This window comes from Blastocatellia bacterium (assembly GCA_035275065.1).
Lineage (GTDB): Bacteria > Acidobacteriota > Blastocatellia > UBA7656 > UBA7656 > DATENM01.
Genome location: DATENM010000018.1, coordinates 26,108 through 43,638, shown reverse-complemented (window position 1 = coordinate 43,638; position 17,531 = coordinate 26,108). Strand labels below are relative to the sequence as shown.

The window sequence follows — 17,531 nt, the reverse complement described above, 5'->3', positions numbered from 1 at the left end:
TTCCCTAGCTCCGTTAGGAGCGCGATGTTTATAGTCACCGACGCGCTGAAGATTCAAGCTCCGTCAGGAGCGCAATGTCGCCATTTCGCCCCTCCGGGGCTTGATCCCTTTCTGTAGCTGAAACTATAAACATCGCGTCCCTACGGGACCAGGGAACTGATTACTGCCTACTGTCTGCCGCCTACTTCGTCGGCGCGGCTTTCGTTTTGGCGAAGTCGCCGGCTTTGACGATGGTAATCTTCGCCGGGTCAAGGTGGCGGCGCAAGGCGGCGACGATCTCCGCGGGTGTCAGCGCCAGAACGCGCTTCTCAAAATCGGCGTCCCAGGCCAGCGTGCGGTTCAAGAAGAGATAGCCCGACAGCCGGCCTGCCAGCTCATTGTCCTGAGCGCGCGAGACCTGCCGTGCCTGTAGCCAGCCCGACTTCGCGGCCTGCACTTCGTCTTCGGTGAAGCCGTCTTTCAGGGCGCGGGCAATCTCTTCCTTGAATGCCGCTTCCAACCGCTCGACGTTCTGCGGCGCGTAGATGGCATAGGCCATAAAGACGCCGCTCTTGTCGAGCGAGCCGGCCTGCAACTGCGTGCCGACGCCGTAGCTGAGTCCTTCCTTCTGGCGAATGCGCACGCCGAGCCGCGAGTTCAGGAAGCCGCCGCCGAGCATGTAATTGGCCAGCACCAGTGCCGGGTAATCCGGGTCGTCGTCGCGCAGAGCGAGGTTCAGCCCGGCCAGGAAGAAGGCGTTTGCCTTGTCCGGCGTCTCCAGCGATTTGTTGAGCGGCACGGCGTCCTGATACTTGCTGACGACACGCGCGTACGGGCGCGGGCTCTTCCAATCGCCGAACAGTTCGCCCGTGAGCCGGGCGATCTCTTTGTCATCGAAATCACCAATCACCGCCAGCTCGCCATTCGACGCGCCGTAGAAGTCTGTGTAGAACTTCTTCACCTCGTCGAGGGTGACCGCCTTCAACTCGGCGACATCTTCGTCGGGCGTCGAGACGTAGCTCGGATGACCTTTCGGGTAAGGCAAAAGGTGGCGGCGGAACTCGGTGACGGCGATAGCCGTAGGCTCGCTGCGCTGCGCCTCGATGCCGGCGAGCGCCTCTTCCTTGAGCTGCTCGAACTCGGTGGCCGGGAACACCGGCTGGCGCAGCACTTCGGCCAACAGCCGCAGCACCGCCGGCAGGTTCTCGCGCGTCGTTTCGATGCTCACGGTCGCAGAGGTCGGGCCGCCGCTGACGCCGACGCGCGCCTTCAAGCGGTCGAACTCGTCTTTGATCTGCTGACGCGTATGCTTCGCCGTGCCGCGCATCAACATCTCGCCGGCGAGCTCGCCCGCCGTCGTGCGGTTCATCAAGCTCTTCTCGTCGCCGAAGCGCAGTGTCAGGGTGGCGACCACCGTGTTGCCGCGCGTCTTCTTCGGCAGCAACGCGAGCTTGATGCCGCTTGCCACGGGTCTCAGGGTGCGCGCCTCGATGTTGGCTGGCGACGGGTCGAAGGCTTCGCCGGCAGCGACCGCCGCGTCGCCCTTGTAATCTTTCACCATCGCCGCGATGTCGGGGGTCGGCGGAATCTCTGCGCGGTCGGGCTTGGCGGTCGGGATGAACTGGCCGAGCGTGCGGTTGGCAGGCTTCAGGTAAGCGGCGGCGACGCGCTGCACGTCTTCCGGCGTCACCTTGCGCAGGTGGTCGCGGTTGAGAAACAGCAGCCGCCAGTCGCCCATGCCGATCCACTCGCTCAGCTCGACGCCGACGCTCTCGCTTGAATTCATGTTCAGCTCGACCTGCTTGAGGAGTTGCGTGCGGGCGCGCTCGACCTCTTCTTTGGTCGGCGGCGTCTTGGTGATCTCTTCGACGGTCGTAAGCAGCGCGTTGCGCGCTTCGTCGAGCGACGACTCCTGGCGCACTTCAGCGCCGAAGATTAACAGGCTCGGCTCGCCGAAAAGGACAGGGAAGCTGTTGATGCCGCTCGCCTTCTTGGTTTCAACCAATGCTTTGTGCAGGCGGCCCGATGGCGTGTCGGCGAGAATCTGGCCGAGGATGCTGACCGCGGCGGCGTCCGGGTGCGAGCCGGCGGGGACGTGATAGCCGGCCATCACCAGTTGCACGTCGCCGACGCGGCGCACGGTGACGGCGCGCTCGCCGTCCTGGGTCGGCTCGTCCGTGTAAATCTTCGGCAGCACGCGCGCCGGGCGCGGCAGGGCGGCGAAGTACTGGTTGATCAGCCCAAGCGTCTTGGCTTCGTCAATCTTGCCGGCGACCAGCAGCACGGCGTTATCCGGTTGGTAGTATTTCTTATAAAATGCCTGCAAGCGTTCGATGGGCACGTTCTCGATATCCGAGCGCGCGCCGATGGTTGACTTGCCATAGTTGTGCCAGACGTAAGCGGTCTCGAAGACGCGGTCGGTCAACACGCCCGCCGGGTCGTTTTCGCCCATCTCGTATTCGTTGCGCACGACGGTCATTTCGCTATCGAGGTCTTTCTTGGCGACGAAGGAATTGAGCATGCGGTCGCTTTCGAGGTCGAGCGCCCACTTCAAGTTCTCGTCGGTGGCCGAGAAGACTTCGTAGTAGTTGGTGCGGTCGAACCAGGTCGTGCCATTGACGGGCCGCGCGCCGTGCTCGCTCAACTCCTGCGGGATGTTGGTGTGTTTGGGCGTGCCTTTGAAGAGCATGTGCTCAAGCAAGTGCGCCATGCCGGTCTCGCCGTAGCTCTCATACTTCGAGCCGACCAGATAAGTGATGTTGACGGTGACCGTCTGCTTCGACTGGTCGGGGAAGAGCAGCACGCGCAAGCCGTTGTCGAGCCGGTATTCGGTGATGCCTTCGACAGAGGTAACGCGGGTCATGCCTTTCGGCAAGGCCGCGGCCTGTCCGCCCTGCGCCGCCATCATTGCGGCGGGGCTCGCCCCCGCCAGGCTAACGGCCAGGAGAACAGAGACAATCAATGATCGAATCCTGTTCGGATTAATAAACATCGCTTCTACTCCTTCTAATCCATATCATTCACGTTCACGGGTTCTGGCAGAATGGCCTGCCAACCCGGTGGGCACTACAATTCTTGACTCAGGGCTTCACGCGCCCGCCGGGTCGGGCGATGATTGGCCGCGCGCCGCGCGGCTCTTCAGTACCAGGTATTGCTTGATGAATTCGTCGAGATCGCCGTCAAGCACGCCATCAACATCCGAAGTCTCGTGCTTGGTGCGCACGTCTTTGGCCAGCCGATACGGGTGCAGCACATAGTTGCGAATTTGCGAGCCGAACGAGATGTCGCGCTTCGTTTCTTCCAACTGCGCGGTCTCGGCGCGGCGCTTCTCCATCTCCAGCTCATAGAGCCTTGATTTTAGAATGCGCATGGCGACGTCGCGGTTCTGGTGCTGCGAGCGTTGGTTCTGGCAGGTGACGACGATGCCTGTGGGCAGGTGCGTGATGCGCACCGCCGAGTCTGTGACATTGACGTGCTGGCCACCGGCGCCCGACGAGCGATAGGTGTCAACGCGCAGGTCTTTGTCGAGCACTTCGATCTCGACGTCTTCTTCAACGTCCGGGTAGACGAAGACCGAAGCGAAGCTGGTCTCGCGGCTCGAACCGGCGTTGAAGGGACTGAGGCGCACCAGGCGATGCACGCCGGCTTCCGCGACCATCAAGCCATAGGCGTATTCGCCCGCTACCGTGAAGGTCGCCGACTTGATGCCGGCCTCTTTGCCCGGTTGCTCGTCAACCAGCTCGACCTTAAAGCCGCGCCGCTCGGCCCATCGCAGGTACATCCTGAGCAACATGCCGGCCCAGTCCTGCGCGTCGGTGCCGCCGGCTCCGGCGTTGATCGTGACAATCGCGTCGCGCGCGTCGTTCGGCCCCGAAAGCAGCATCGCGGTTTCGGCTTCATCCACTTCGCCTTCGAGCCGCGTGATCAGCGACTGCAACTCGCCGAGCGAGCCCTGGTCTTCGGCAGCGAATTCAAACAACACCGCGGCATCGTCAACGTCGCGCTCGAACTGGCCGGCGCGGGTGATGGCGGTTTCGAGCCGCGCCCGCCGGCGCAGCACTTTCTGAGCTAGCTCCTGGTCGTTCCAGAAGTCGGGCTGCGCGGTCGCTTCTTCGATTTTGCTTAACTCTGCGCGTTTGGTTTCCGGGTCAAAGAAACCTCCGCAACTCGGCGGCGCGCGCCGCCAGGTCGTCGTATTTCTGTCTCAGTTCTTCAATCATATTTTTCTCAGTGATGAGTGATGAGTAAAAACCGGAAACTGTTCGCTACTCATCACTCATCACTTTCTCTTTCTCTGGAATGAACGATGCGCCAACCAGAATCAGGCTCAAGATCGCGCAGGCGACGGCAAAGACATCGCCGTGGCGCGTGTAAAAGGTCAGCGGCTCGGCCTGCGCTTCGTCCGCGGTCTTGACCTGCCAGACGCGCGTTGCGGTCTCGAACATCGGCGTCTCGCCTTCCGTCTGGCCGAGCGGATGGACGAAGGCCGAGAGGCCGGAATTCGTCGCGCGAATCACATCGACGTTGTTTTCAACGGCGCGGAAGACGGCTTCGGCAAGCATCTGGCGCGGCATCGAAGTCGGGCCGAACCACGACTCGTTAGAAATTTGCACCAGCGCCGTCGCGCCGTCGCGCCGCAGGCGACGCGCCAGGTCGGGCCGCGTCGCTTCAAAACAGATCAATGTCCCCAGCCGCGCGCCTGCCGCCGCGCCGAGCGTGAAACTGGTGCCCGGCGTGATGTCGCCGACCAGCGCCCGTAGGTCTTTGGCAAAGGGAAACCACTTGCGCGCGGGAATGTATTCGCCGAAGGGGACAAGAGCCATCTTATCATATTCGGCGATCTTTTCTCCAGATGGGGCAATGACGAGCGCGCTGTTGTACTGCGTGTCGCGCCCGACCGAATCCTTAGGAAAGCCCCAGCTATTCATCAGCAAGCTGGCGTGGGTGCGCCGCGTGAACGAGGCGATGCGCTGCTGTAAGTTGAGGTCGCGGTCGTACTCGAAGTTCATCGGCGATTCGGGCCAGATGACGACGCCCGCCGCCGCGTGATTGGCGTTTGCTGCCGTGTCGGTTACCTTTTCCCCGGCGTTTTGCAGCGCTTGTTCCGAGAGCCGGAAATGCTGTGTCAGCATCTGCTCGACAAATCGCTCATCGTCCCAGTCGCCGCCGATGGGCACGTTGGGCTGAATCACCGCGACATTGACCGAGCCGGCTTCCGCCGTGTGAGCGGCGCGCAAGCGCTCGCCGTAAAGCACAGAGATGATCGCCAGCAGAATCACCGCCGTCAGCACAGCGAAGCCGCGCCGGCGCTCGAAATAGATCACCCCGAAGACCAACGCCGTGCTGGCCGCGACCAGCAGGGCGCTTACCATGTAGACGCCGCCCAGTCGCGCAATGGCGATCACCGACGGCTGAAACGCTTGCGAGTAGCCGAGGGCGTTCCAGCCGACGCCGCTGATTTGTAGCCTGAGCCACTCGCTAGCGGCCCACAGCACCGGCGCTGCGAGGATTGCCCAGCCGCCGAAGCGTTTGATGACCAGGGCCAGCAGTCCCGCGAACAATGCCGTGAAGACGCCGAGGGTCGCCGAAAAGACCAGCAGGATGACATAGCTCAGCCATAGCGCGATGTCGCCATAGTGATGCATCGAATAAGTCACCCAGTAAGACGAGCCCATGTAGAAGATTGTCCCCGTCGTCCAGCCGAGAATGAACGCGCTCCAGAACCGCCGCTCACGTGCCACTGCCATCACCAGCGGCGCCGTGCAGACCCACCCCAATGACCACCAGTTCCATTCCGGGAACGCAAAGATCATCAACAAGCCGGAAAAGACCGCCAGCAACAGGTTGCTGACGAAGGGGGCATGCGATTGTTGATAAGGCAGAACGCGGGCGACGCGGAAGCGCGCCGCGAGCAGGTCTTCGCGGGAATAGACCGGCGGCACCGCTTCTTCTCGGATTGCGGACTTGAATGCCATGCGCAGATCAATCATAGCCGAAGGCCTGCGATTCACTCCACAACCTCGTCATGAATCATCTCGGCCATAAACGAGCTACGCACGAGCGGGCCGGAAAAGACGGCGCGAAAGCCGAGGCGTTCGCCGAGCTCGCGGTAAGCGGCAAACACGTCGGGGTGGACATATTCTTCGACAGGGAGATGATGGCGCGTCGGTTGAAGGTATTGGCCGATGGTCACCACGTCAACATCGTGGGCGCGCAGGTCTTCGAGCAATCGCCGCACTTCGTCACCCGTCTCGCCTAAGCCCACCATCAAGCCGGATTTCGTCAGCACCTCGCGTGAATACAAGCGCGCGTTGCGCAGCACGTCGAGCGATTGTTGATAATCGGCCTGCGGGCGCACGCGGCGGTAAAGGCGCGGGACGCTCTCGACGTTGTGATTGAAGGTGTCAGGCCGCGCGTCGAGTACCGCATGCAACGCCTCGCGGCTGCCTTTGAAGTCGGGCGTCAGCACCTCGATCTTTGCGCCCGGCAAACGGCGGCGCACCGCTTGAATCGTGTGCGCGAAGTGCGCCGCGCCGCCATCAGGCAACTCGTCGCGGTTGACCGAGGTAATGACGACATAGCGCAGGTTCAATTGCGCCGCCGCTTCGGCGACCTGTTCCGGCTCGTCACGGAGCGATGCCATCGGCAGGCCGCGCCCGGTCTTGACCGCGCAGAAGCCGCAACTGCGCGAGCAGACATCGCCGAGGATCATAAAAGTCGCGGCGCCGCGCGCGAAGCAGTCGTGGCGATTCGGACAGCGCGCCTCTTCGCAAACCGTGTGCAGGCCGCGCGTCCTGAGCATCCGTTTCAACTCGTGGTCGGCCTCGACGTTGCGCTGCGGCTTGCGCAGCCATTCGGGCAGTCGCGGCCCGTTCGCCTTCAGTCCTTCAATCTGTATGAGCATCGTCATTAAATTCCGTCTTCTCGCAGTTGATAAAGCAAGTTGTCTTCGATCCGATAGAGCAGCGGCGCGATCAACGTCTTAGGATAGCGCAGGCGCAGCCGTTTTGCTTCACTCAAAACGAAGTCCACTTCGTTGCCGATCTCGAACATCGGTGCGAAGTGCATGAAGTGATGCTCGGCGTACTCGCTGTCCCAACCGGCATTCTGGACCAGCCCGTTAATGAAGGCGTCACGCTTCGAGTTGAGATTCACCATGCCGCACTGGTTGTGGCCCATCAAGGCAATCGCACGGACGCCGCCGACGGCGATGGCGTAAGAGACTTTGAATTCGCTGTAGCGCAGGTTGGCGCCGCCGGCGCGAATGATGTAAGCGAAGTTGTCGGGGATGCGCAGGTGCTTGCGGTGATCCATGCACATGCCGATCAGCAGTTGCGCCTGGTTGTAAGTCTCGAAGGGGCGTTGCAGGTTGTGATACTCAAGCAGCAGGCCGATTGGCGTTCCGCGATAAGCCAGTGCGATGTCGCTGGCCGATACCACCGGGATCAATCTGTTCATGTAGAAATTGTAGCGTGATACTCACGGAAAAGGGAGCGCCGGCGCGGCGGCCACGCCGATGACCTGGTCTGCGCCGCCATAATAAAAAAGCCAGCGATTGCCATCGCGCGCCATGCCTTCGACGAAGACGACGTTCGGCACCTGCCCCGCCTTCTCCCATTCGCGCTCGACCCGAAAGATCGGCTCCTCGGCGCGGGCGATGACCTTCGTCGGATCATTGCGGTCAAACAGCACCCAGCCGGTGGCATAAGCGGTCTTCTCGTCCGCGCCGTTGTAGATTAGCAGGATGCCCGCTTTCGTCATGATGGGCGGCGGCCCCGGCTCGACGACTTTGGCGTCAAAGCGTCCCGCTCGCCGTCGCAGCACCGGCTGGTCGAGCGCCTCTGTCCAATGAATCAAGTCGGTGGAGTAAGCGACGCCCATCTCGTTGACGTCTTTGGCCGGGTCGGCCATGTAGTACATCCAGTACCGACCGTTTACCTTCTCTGTCAGGATCGCGCCCGACTTCGTCCAGCCGACGTTCCAGCGCCCGCGGTTCGCCGGCATGATCACCCCTTGCCGCTGCCAGTGAATAAGGTCTTTTGAGGTCGCCAGGCAGAGCTGCGCTTCCTGTTTGTTATAGCCGGTGTAGGTCAGGTAGTAGGTGCCGCCGATCTTCACCAGTCGCGGGTCTTCGACGCCGCCGTCCTTTTCGTAAGCCGCTTCGGGCGCAAGCACCGGCTGCGGGCGGCGCGTGAAGTGAATGCCGTCCGCGCTCTCCGCATAGCCGAGCCGTGACGTGCCGCGTTTGTCCTGCGCGCGGTAGAGCATCACGAACCGGCCACCCTTTTTGATGACGGCGGGGTTAAAGACGCCGGCTGATTCAAAGCCCTCGCCTTGCGGCGCGAGTATCGGATTGCCGTTGTTCAGGCGCTGCCATGGCTCGGATGATTGGAGAGCCGGAGCCGCAAGCGCGATCAGCGAGACAAGGCCAAGCGCAACCATGCTACTTCGTAGCAAGGCGGCAGTGAAACAAGCTCTCATAAGACGGTTGCTCCGCAAAGCAAACTTCGAGCGTGAGTATCGTGCGACCAGTCGGCCATCAACCAGTCAGCTATCTTACCTCAGGCTGCGCAGGCGGCCTGGGGTCGTTTCCTGCTTGAGGCGCGCCATGACCGCTTCGACCTCTTCGAGTTTGGAAGGGACGGCGGCGGACATCACCTTCGCCCCGCCTTCCGTGACCAGCACGTCGTCTTCGATGCGCACGCCGATGCCTTTGTACTTCTCGAAGGCCGGGCGCACCGCGGCGATGAACTTTTCGTTCTCCGGCGTCTTCGGCAGCATGTCCAGGGCGTCGGGCCGTATGTAGATGCCCGGCTCGACTGTGAAGACCATCCCCGGCGCGAGCGGCGTCGTGTAATCTCCCACGTCATGCACGTTCATGCCGATCCAGTGCGTCGAGCCATGCATAAACCAGATGCGGTATTCGTCATTGTCTTTCGAAGTGATCAGCCCGAGCCGCAGCAACCCTTCTTTGATGACATCAGCTGAAGCCGTGTAGATCGGATTGCTGTTCAGCCCCTGCCCCGAAGTCGCAAGCCTGACGCCGGGTCGTATGTGCTTGATGGCTTCCATCTGCGCCGCATAAACGAGACGGTAAATCTCCGCCTGCTCCTTCGTGAATTTGCCGCTGATCGGGATCGTGCGCGTCACGTCGCCGGTGTAGTGATCGTACTCAGCCGAACAGTCCATAAGCAGCAAGCCATTGGCCGGCAGCGCTTCTTGATTGGTTTCGTAATGCAACGTCGTCGCGTTGGCGCCGCCGCCGACGATGCACGGATAGCCCCAGTCGGCGTTGTGGCGGCGGTAGGTGTATTCGAACTCGGCCTGCAACTCGTACTCAAAGACGCCCGGCGCCGCCAGCGCGTAAGCGCGGCTAAAAGCTTCGGCAGTAATATCAACCGCATGCTGGAGCAGGCGCAATTCCCAGGGTGACTTGCGCAAGCGCAGCTCGGAAAAAATCGGCCAGGCATTCTTGACCGTCAGCCCGACCGCCGTCGACGCCATCTGCGCGGCGAGCGTCTGCTCCGATCTGAACTCGCGCGACTCGCGTTCGTTGGGGAACGGTAGCGGCAGCAGCAGGTAAAGCTCGCCTTCGCTGTTGCGAATCGCATCTCTCAAAGTGCGAAACTCCTCGCGCCAGCTTTCGAGGCGCGGGCTCTCGAATTTGGTGATCTCGCCGCGTTGTGAAAGTATCCCGCCGGCGCGCGGATCCAGAACCGCAAGAAAGCCATTCAGCCATGCGTCATCCCAGACTTCCTGGACGCCGCTCTGGGCGCGCGATTCTTCGACCGAGAGCATGTGGCCTGTCCAGGTTTCCGCCGCGGGATTGCGGTGCGGCATGAAAAGAATCTCGCGCGTCGTCTTCGCACCCGGAATGAGGATCAAGGTCGCGCCGGCTTGCTTGATCCCTGTCAGGTAATAAAAGTTATTCTCCTGCCGGAAAGGATAATCCACATCGAGCGTGTACGGGTGCGGCACGCCGCTGAAAAGAATCAGCAGCCCGCGCTGGCCGACGCGTTTCATGACTTCGGCGCGGCGCGCGGCAAGCTCGGCCAGGCGGTCGGCCTCGGCAATCTTCGGCGCGGGCGGAGTGATGTTCCAGAGCGTTGATGAGCCATTGTTCTCTTGCGCCGAATGATCCGCGCGGATGAGCCGGACGACGCCAGTTCGCGCGTTGATCGACAACGCCAGGGTGAGCAAGAGCAAGCCGGTCGCGATCTTTTGCATCATTGAGAGGCCCTCCTTAAGCCGGGCCGAATTATACGGCAACTCTTTGAGAATGTCTCGGCGGCAAAGCGGGAAGAAATACAAAAGCCGCCGAGTTGCCCCGGCGGCTTGCTTTTGCTCAATTGTGACGACGGCTACAAAGCCGCCGTGCGGCGATCCGATCAATCACCGAAGCCTGCGGGCGTGACGTCGGTCTGCGGCTTTGGCTTGTTGATCTTCAACTGTACGATCTGTGCCTCCGGCCCGGACTCTTCCTTCAGGATGTGCTGGCGGTAGAGCTTCGCCATGCGCTCGTTATCCTGCTGGCTCATCTTCATGGCGCGGGCGCGCTGCTTCTCCTGGCGGGCGTTCTTGGCAATGCCGAGCTCGTCCAGGTCGTGCTGCACTTCGTTGGTGACGATGGCATCATCAAGTAACAGCGAATGCGCCGTGCTGTTGAGCGGCACCGCCTTGCCGCCGGCGAAGATTTCGTGGCGGCCATACTCTTCGTACCACTTCGTCAGCGTCGCCGTCATGTGCATCTTCTCAATGATATTGCGCCAGCCCACACCCGTGTTGTACGCGCAGAAGCTGATCTCGCCTTCTTGCGTCGCATAGGGGATGATGCACTGCTCTGTGCGGCGGAAGTCGTAGTTGAACAAATCCTGGAACCACATGCCGGCGATGAAGAGGAAGTTCCAGCGGTCGCGCCGGCGCTTCTCGATGTCTTGAACGGTGCGGTCGCCGCTGACCTTGCCGTAATCTTTGCCGCTGGCGCCGAATGATTTGTCGAACTTCATCATCAGGTCCTTGATGCGGAAGTGGGTCGGCGCTTTGAACGGATCATAGTTGCGCAGCAGCGCCAGGCCGGCGCCGACGAGCGACAGGAATTTGCCGCGCGCCGCGTCGTTCACCCTCATCAAGTCTTTGGCGAACTGGTCGGCGTCAAGGAAGGCGGTCACCGGCGCCGCTTCCTTGGTCTCTTTATCGATCATCACCGCCATGCCGATGCCGCAGTTCGGGTGGCAGCCGCAGCTCAGCTGGCCCCACTCCTTGTCCGGCCCGTGCACGAGGTCGGCCCAATCAGAGAAGGTGCTCATGAACGAGATCGGGAACCAGTCGCGCGTCGGCTCGCCGATGCCCGTCTGGTTCTTGATGTCGTGCGCCATGTGCGACAGCGTGTAACGCTGGGCGTGGCGGCGCTCGTCTGTGACCTCTTCGTCGCGGCCCGTGAACGACACCGGCTGGAATGACAGGAAGGATATCTTCTTGGGGTTATCGAGCGCGAACTTGATGATGCGCCCGACCTGCTCGTTGTTGATGCCGTTGACGATGGTGGTCACCGGGACGATCTCGACGCCGGCAGCGTGCAGGTTCTCGATGGCGCGCAGCTTAACGTCAAAGAGGTTGCCGACCATGCGGTGTTCGTTCGCCGCGTTGCCGATGCCATCAAATTGCAGATAGGCGTAACGCAAACCGGCTTCGGCGGCCTGCTTGCAGAACTCGGCGCTCTTGGCGAATTCGATGCCGTTGGTTGCCGCCTGCACCGAATTGTAGCCGACCTTACGCGCGTAACGAATGGCGTCGAAGAAGTATGGCGACAGCGTCGGCTCGCCGCCCGAAAACTGCACGGACATCTGGCGGCGCGGCTTGATCGAGATGGCGTTGTCGAGCATCGTCTTGATGTCTTCCCACGACAGCTCGTGCACGAAGCCGACCTGGTTGGCATCCATGAAGCACGGGTCGCACATCATGTTGCAGCGGTTCGTCAGGTCAATCGTCAACACCGAGCCGCGCCCGTGCTTGACGGTACTCGATCCGTGGTTGTGCAGCTTCTCGTCGTTATGGGCGAGGATGTCGCGGCCTGGGAAGGATTTTTCAAGGTGTTCTGAGAAAGCCGGGTCGATTGACATCACGTCTTCAAAGTGGCCGTGCTTTTCACAGTCCTTAACCATCAAGATTTTGCCATCGCGCTCGATGATCTGAGCTTTAATCTCGCCAACTTTTTCGTTGAGCAGAATCTCGTGCGGCAGCTTGCCGTCAATGATCTGCTGGCGAATTTCGGGCACGCACTTCGGGCAGAGGCTGTCGGTGGTGCGCGGCCAACCGAGGGGCGGCTTGGTCTTCTCGTAAGACTTCAGCAGCGGCTTATCTGACCATTTCGGCGTGAAAGAAGGATTCGGTTTGATGCGATTGAGCGGCTCGTACACATGCCACAGGGCATTGGCCGTCACTGCCAATCCTTTCTCCACGTACTTGATTGCTTTTGCCATTTCTTTTCTCCTGTCAGTAGCGAAGCCCTGTCGGACTCCCACGCGCTTCGCCTCGGTTTAAGTCACACCCTTTCAATTAAGTGGTGCGCATCATTGCCTTCTCGAAATCTCTCCACCTAATGGCGCGCTCCATTGAGAATGAATCACGCTTCGGCCTTTTCCGCCTGCTCGATTTGGTAAACCCGGCGAATCGTTTGCAGTGATTCGCGGGCGACGAGGCCTTTCGCCGGCAGCGTCTGCGGCTTGCGCTTGTTGTCGAAAGTCGCCACCTGATGCACGCAGGCGATGGTGCAGTAAGGCGCGCACGCCTTCTTGGTGTTGTACTCGCGGCGAATGTCTTCGGGGGTGTACTCCTCAATCGGGATGCCGGGATAGCCGCGCTGCTGCGAGCAGTAATGCACCAGGCCGTCTTCGCAGATGTAGAGGTAGCGCGCCCCTGCGCGACAGCGCCACTTATTCGGTTTGCCGTCGGCCAGATTGTCCTGGAACTGGTTGACGCGCGTGTGGCCCTTCTTGCCGATCTCCTTCATCTCCTGATAGACCTCGCGCTCGACGCCCTTGAGCGGCTTGAGCGTGCCGAGGCCATCGTGAATGATGCCGAGCGAGCTGGAAAATCCGAGCTCGACGGCGCGCTTGCCGATCACCAGCGCGTCTTCGGGCGTCTTGATGCCGCCGCCGATCACCGAGTTAATGTTGACCTTGAACTCCGCGAGCTCCGAGAGCCATTGCAGCTTTTTGTCGAGCAAGCGCAGGCTCTTTTTCGAGACCTCGTCGGGGTTGATGTTATCGATGCTGATCTGCATGTATTCGAGGCCGGCGCGGTTCAGCGTCTCGATGCGCTCGCGGGTCAGCAGGTAGCCGTTGGTGATCATGCAGGCGAGCATTTTATGATGGCGGATGCGGGCGATGATCTTATCAATCTCCGGGTGCAAGAGCGGCTCGCCGCCGCTAATAATGATGGCCGTCGTGCCGAGGGCCGCCAGCTTATCCAGTCGCCGCTGCATGACCGCGAACGGCACCGGCTTTGAAACGTCGTCGTACTCGTTGCAATAGGTGCAGCTCAGGTTGCAACGCCGCATGGGGATGATATGAGCGAGTATCGGGTGCCCGGTCGACAAGACGCCCTTGGCGAGAAACTTGAATTCGCGTAGATAAATCTTCAGCTTGCTTGTCGTTCTCATATGATTAAACGGGAATCAAGCAACCTGCATGGCTCGGGCCTGCTTTTGTGAGCCGCTGTACAGGCGTATGAAACTCAAGAGCAACTGATATTCCCCTTTCGGGTTCCTTTCAATCTTTCGTCTAAGCCCCGCTATATCTGCAAATATCTCAAGCGCGCGGCCCCACCGTGGATGCCTCAATAAGCTCTCAAATCAGCTTTTGACTCAAACTCGAAACCGAGTTCCGATTCCCAGGCGACTTAATGACACAAACCCGGCGGGGGAAGCGCTGTGGCGGCCAATTTGACTCGAATCTGGAAAAATCTATTATGGCTTTTATCAAGCTCAACGGTTTTGCATGACCACGCACCTTACCATAAGGCCGGCGGCGCTTTCAACTATTTTGGGCGCAGGGAGGCGAAAAATCTTCAGGCTGGCCGAAATGACCCACGCGCGGGTCTGGCAAGTCCGTTGAGGCTATCGAGTCGGCAATTGTTCCCCTGTCTTGACGGATTTGAGTTGCGCGATGATCTCTTTGTTGGCTTTCGGAAAAGCGTAATTGTCCAGCTCATCTGGCTTAACCCAGCGCACCGCCTGACTCAGGCGCGCCGCCGCGCGGCCTCCCTGGTAGTGGCAGTGGAACGCGTGAAGCGTGATGCGAAAATGGGTGTACGAATGGGGCACAATGGCAAACGATTCGCCGACCTCGACATCGAGACCGGTCTCTTCTTTAATCTCGCGGCGACAGCATTCGGCGAGCGTTTCGCCGGGCTGGCGTTTGCCGCCGGGGAACTCCCAGAGATTGCCGAGCAGCCCTTCAGCCGGGCGCAGCGCGATCAGCACTTTGCCGTGGCGATGCACGACGCCGATAGCGATTTCGTGATGCGGCACGGCGGGCCGCGCTGATTTCACCGGAAAGGCCGTTGCGCGGCCTTCTTGAAAGGCGCGACAGAAGCGGCGAATGGGGCATTCGTGACACAATGGGCGTTTAGGCTTGCAGACCAATGCGCCCAGTTCCATCAAGGCTTCGTTGAACGCGCCGGCCCGGCCCGCAGGCATCAGCGCGTCGGCAAGCTGTTGCACTCGACGGCGCGTCGTCGCCCGGCGAATGTCTGCATCAACGGCATAGACGCGCGCCAGCACGCGCAGGACGTTGCCGTCTACGGCGGCGCAATCGGCGCCAAAGGCCAGGCTGGCAACCGCCGCCGCCGTGTATGGCCCGAAGCCCGGCAGTTGTCGCAATGCCTCTGGCGATGCGGGGAGCTTGCCGCCATGCTCGCGAAGAATGGTTCGCGCGGCGGCGCGCAGATGGCGCGCGCGGGCGTAGTAGCCAAGTCCCTCCCATGCTTTCATCAACCTTCGGTCATCGGCGGCGGCGAGCGCGGCAAGGTTTGGAAATTGTTCGAGGAACCGTCGGTAAAAAGGAATCACCGTCGCCGCCTGCGTCTGTTGCAGCATGACTTCGGATATCCAGATGCGGTACGGGTCGCGCGCCGCCCGCCACGGCAGCGGGCGCTTGTGTTTGGCAAACCAATCGAGCAACCGGGCGACCAGTCTGCTCCGCGAGCGATGGCTCGGGAAGACTTGATGGTTGCGCGCATGTGCGGAGCCGTCACTTTCCATCCGATTGATTCCTGTGGGAAAATTCAGGGTAGCATAAACGACCGCCGACAGACGACAGATGACCGACGAGCCGCGTCTGTCGTCTGTCGGCGGTCGCCTGTCGGTAAAGCCTATGCCCGAATTGCCGGAAGTCGAAACCGTCCGCCGCAGCCTGTTGACGCGGCTGCCGGGCCGAACAGTTACTGAGATTCGCGTGCGCGACGCCAGGCTGCGCGTGCCGGTCGCCGAAGCGCAGCTCCATGAGCTGATCGCCGGCCAGCGGGTCACAGAGCTTTCGCGCCGCGCCAAATACTTGATCATTCACTTTGATAACCGCAGCCGCTTGATCGTCCATCTCGGCATGAGCGGACAGTTATTGCTGGTGTCCGCGGACGTGCCATTCGATAAGCACGACCATGTGATCTTCTCGCTCGATGGTGGGCTGGAGCTGCGCTTTCGTGATCCGCGCCGCTTCGGCATGGTCGTGGCGCTCGCCGAGTCAGAGTTGAGCGATTATGCGCCGCTCCGCCGTCTGGGGCCTGAGCCGCTCGCGGCAGACTTTACCCCCGATTATCTTTTCGCGCGCTCGCGTGGATCGAAAAAGCCTGTGAAGAATTTCCTAATGGATCAGCAGGTGATTGTTGGGGTCGGCAACATCTATGCCAGCGAATCGCTGTTTCTGGCCGGGATTCACCCGTTGCGGCCCGCGGGGCAGATCAGCCGCGAACGCTGGCGGCGGCTGACCATGGCTGTCAGGCGTGTCTTGCGCAACGCGATACGTCAGGGCGGCACGACGCTCAGCGACTTTCGCGATAGCCAGGGTAATGCCGGCTACTTTCAGACCGCCCTGCGGGTCTACGGGCGCAAAGGCGAGCCGTGCCGCACCTGCCGAACATCGATTCGCGCCCAGGTAATTGCCGGGCGCTCGACCTTCTTCTGTCCCAGATGCCAGCGATGAATGTTACCGACGCCGATCAGCCGATCAGACCGACGCCAGTCGCGGCGGCGCGGTTGGTGCAACTGACCCGCAAGCGCGGCATGAGCGAGGCGCACTTTGCCGAGATGCTCGCACAACTCGGCCAGCGGCGGGCCGGCGTCGTTGTCGCCGACGAAGCGACTGACCGGCTTGCGGAGACGGTTGCTGAAAGCCTCTTTGAGCTGAGCGTAGAGGCTCTGCCCGACTGCCTGACCTGCGGCGCTTGCTGCGCTTTCTTCCATCAAATCGCCGTGCTTGATCGTGATCCGACGCCGCGCCGTCTGACATGGATGGTGTGGGAGGCGGGCGAGGTCAGCGGGCCGAAGACGCGCTGGCTGCGGCGCGAGCCAGACCGGGGCCACTGCATCGCCTTTACGGGAAGCGTGGGCGAGCATGCCCGCTGCGCGATCTACGAATTGCGCCCGACCTCTTGCAGGGCGTTTGAAGCAGGCAGCGACCGCTGCCGGGCTGTGCGCCGCGCTTACGGATTGGAGCCGCCGATGAGCGGGCTTGAGTGGGCCGAGTATGCGAAGCGTCTTCGGGCCGATGATCTCAGCGCCGAGTTGAATCATGTGGAAACCCTCAACGACCGCAAGGCGGCGAGCTTCAGCGGACGAGACAGGCTAACCCTGCTCGGCGAGATGATCGATTACAACTGCGCTGGGCTCGCAGAGATTTTCCGCGAGGCGGAGCGGCTGCAATCCTTGCTGATCGGGAAGGAAAGCGCGGCAATCACGACCGACGCGGCGCGACGGGTAAACGCCATCAACGGAGAATTGCGGGCCGTGACCACGGCCATTGCGAGGCTGCCGCTGATTGAATCGCTTGAGCCGTTCGACGCCGCGCAGATTGAAAGGGCGAGCGACGATTTCCTTAAAGTCGCCGCCCAATCACAGGCGGCCTTAGAGCGCGCCGCACGCTGGCTACAGGCGATTGGCGAAGAGGTGTTTGCTACATTCGCAATGCCGCTGGCAATCTGGTGAGCCAGGTCAGATGAACCGCCTCTGTAAATGGCAGGTCAATACTTCAATTATTCACAAGCAGTGTGGTATAATTGCTCATTCAAAGGAGAATAATGATTAAACAAGTGAAGAAAGAATGGCTCGCGCTTTGCCAAACCTGTAAATGGAATGGGAAACGTTGTCCGGAACACGCGGAGTCCAAACAAGAAGTGACGAATCATCTGAAACGCTATCCTGAGCATAAGGTGCGCGTTTTAGTGACCGGGGGATAAGCGTTGTCGAGAGCATCTACGAAAGACCACACAGAAGAATATAAGGGCCACGAAATCCAGCTTACGGGTAGTGGCAAAGGATGGGCATATCGGATTCCCGC

General features: G+C 60.9%; 13 protein-coding genes. 3 read left to right on the top strand and 10 right to left on the bottom strand.

Annotation, left to right across the window (positions count from 1 at the left end):
- Positions 1–181: 181 nt before the first annotated feature.
- From VJ464_03455 to mutY, 10 genes are all read right to left on the bottom strand, one after another.
- Positions 182–2,971 (bottom strand): pitrilysin family protein, encoded by a 2,790-nt coding sequence (locus VJ464_03455; protein HKQ04163.1) that lies wholly within the window; start codon positions 2,969–2,971, stop codon positions 182–184.
- A gap of 96 nt (positions 2,972–3,067) precedes the next feature.
- A protein-coding gene (gene prfB, locus VJ464_03450; protein HKQ04162.1) for a peptide chain release factor 2 occupies positions 3,068–4,199 on the bottom strand; the annotation gives its coding sequence in 2 pieces (ribosomal slippage) (positions 3,068–4,129 and positions 4,131–4,199; 1,131 coding nt in all).
- A gap of 45 nt (positions 4,200–4,244) precedes the next feature.
- Positions 4,245–5,969 (bottom strand): apolipoprotein N-acyltransferase, encoded by a 1,725-nt coding sequence (gene lnt / locus VJ464_03445; protein HKQ04161.1) that lies wholly within the window; start codon positions 5,967–5,969, stop codon positions 4,245–4,247.
- Positions 5,970–5,986: 17 nt separating this feature from the next.
- Positions 5,987–6,889, bottom strand: coding sequence for a lipoyl synthase (lipA, locus tag VJ464_03440; protein ID HKQ04160.1), 903 nt, complete (start codon positions 6,887–6,889; stop codon positions 5,987–5,989).
- On the bottom strand, positions 6,889–7,437 hold the full coding sequence (locus VJ464_03435; protein HKQ04159.1) for a carbonic anhydrase: 549 nt from the start codon (positions 7,435–7,437) through the stop codon (positions 6,889–6,891). The genes lipA and VJ464_03435 overlap by 1 nt, the downstream gene beginning before the upstream one ends.
- A 21-nt stretch (positions 7,438–7,458) precedes the next feature.
- The gene (locus tag VJ464_03430; protein HKQ04158.1) at positions 7,459–8,421 is read right to left on the bottom strand and encodes a glycoside hydrolase family 130 protein; all 963 of its coding nucleotides are present in this window, start codon (positions 8,419–8,421) and stop codon (positions 7,459–7,461) included.
- 114 nt (positions 8,422–8,535) lie between these two features.
- A complete protein-coding gene (locus tag VJ464_03425) occupies positions 8,536–10,209 on the bottom strand; it encodes an aminopeptidase P family protein (GenBank protein ID HKQ04157.1) in 1,674 nt (557 codons plus the stop codon).
- 158 nt (positions 10,210–10,367) lie between these two features.
- Entirely contained in the window at positions 10,368–12,458 is a 2,091-nt protein-coding gene (locus VJ464_03420; GenBank protein ID HKQ04156.1) for a radical SAM protein, read from the bottom strand.
- Between the two features lie 143 nt (positions 12,459–12,601).
- Entirely contained in the window at positions 12,602–13,639 is a 1,038-nt protein-coding gene (locus tag VJ464_03415) for a radical SAM protein (protein ID HKQ04155.1), read from the bottom strand.
- Between the two features lie 456 nt (positions 13,640–14,095).
- On the bottom strand, positions 14,096–15,241 hold the full coding sequence (mutY, locus tag VJ464_03410; protein HKQ04154.1) for an A/G-specific adenine glycosylase: 1,146 nt from the start codon (positions 15,239–15,241) through the stop codon (positions 14,096–14,098).
- Positions 15,242–15,353: 112 nt separating this feature from the next.
- On the opposite strand from mutY, the gene mutM reads away from it, so the two are divergent.
- The 3 genes from mutM (at position 15,354) to VJ464_03395 (ending at position 17,430) form a co-directional block, all read left to right on the top strand.
- A complete protein-coding gene (mutM, locus tag VJ464_03405; GenBank protein HKQ04153.1) occupies positions 15,354–16,178 on the top strand; it encodes a bifunctional DNA-formamidopyrimidine glycosylase/DNA-(apurinic or apyrimidinic site) lyase in 825 nt (274 codons plus the stop codon).
- The gene (locus VJ464_03400) at positions 16,175–17,179 is read left to right on the top strand and encodes a YkgJ family cysteine cluster protein (protein HKQ04152.1); all 1,005 of its coding nucleotides are present in this window, start codon (positions 16,175–16,177) and stop codon (positions 17,177–17,179) included. Before mutM ends, VJ464_03400 begins: the two co-directional genes overlap by 4 nt.
- A gap of 92 nt (positions 17,180–17,271) precedes the next feature.
- Positions 17,272–17,430 carry a hypothetical protein gene (locus tag VJ464_03395; GenBank protein HKQ04151.1) on the top strand — a complete coding sequence of 53 codons (159 nt, stop codon included), beginning with the start codon at positions 17,272–17,274 and terminating at the stop codon, positions 17,428–17,430.
- The last annotated feature ends 101 nt before the right edge of the window (positions 17,431–17,531 follow it).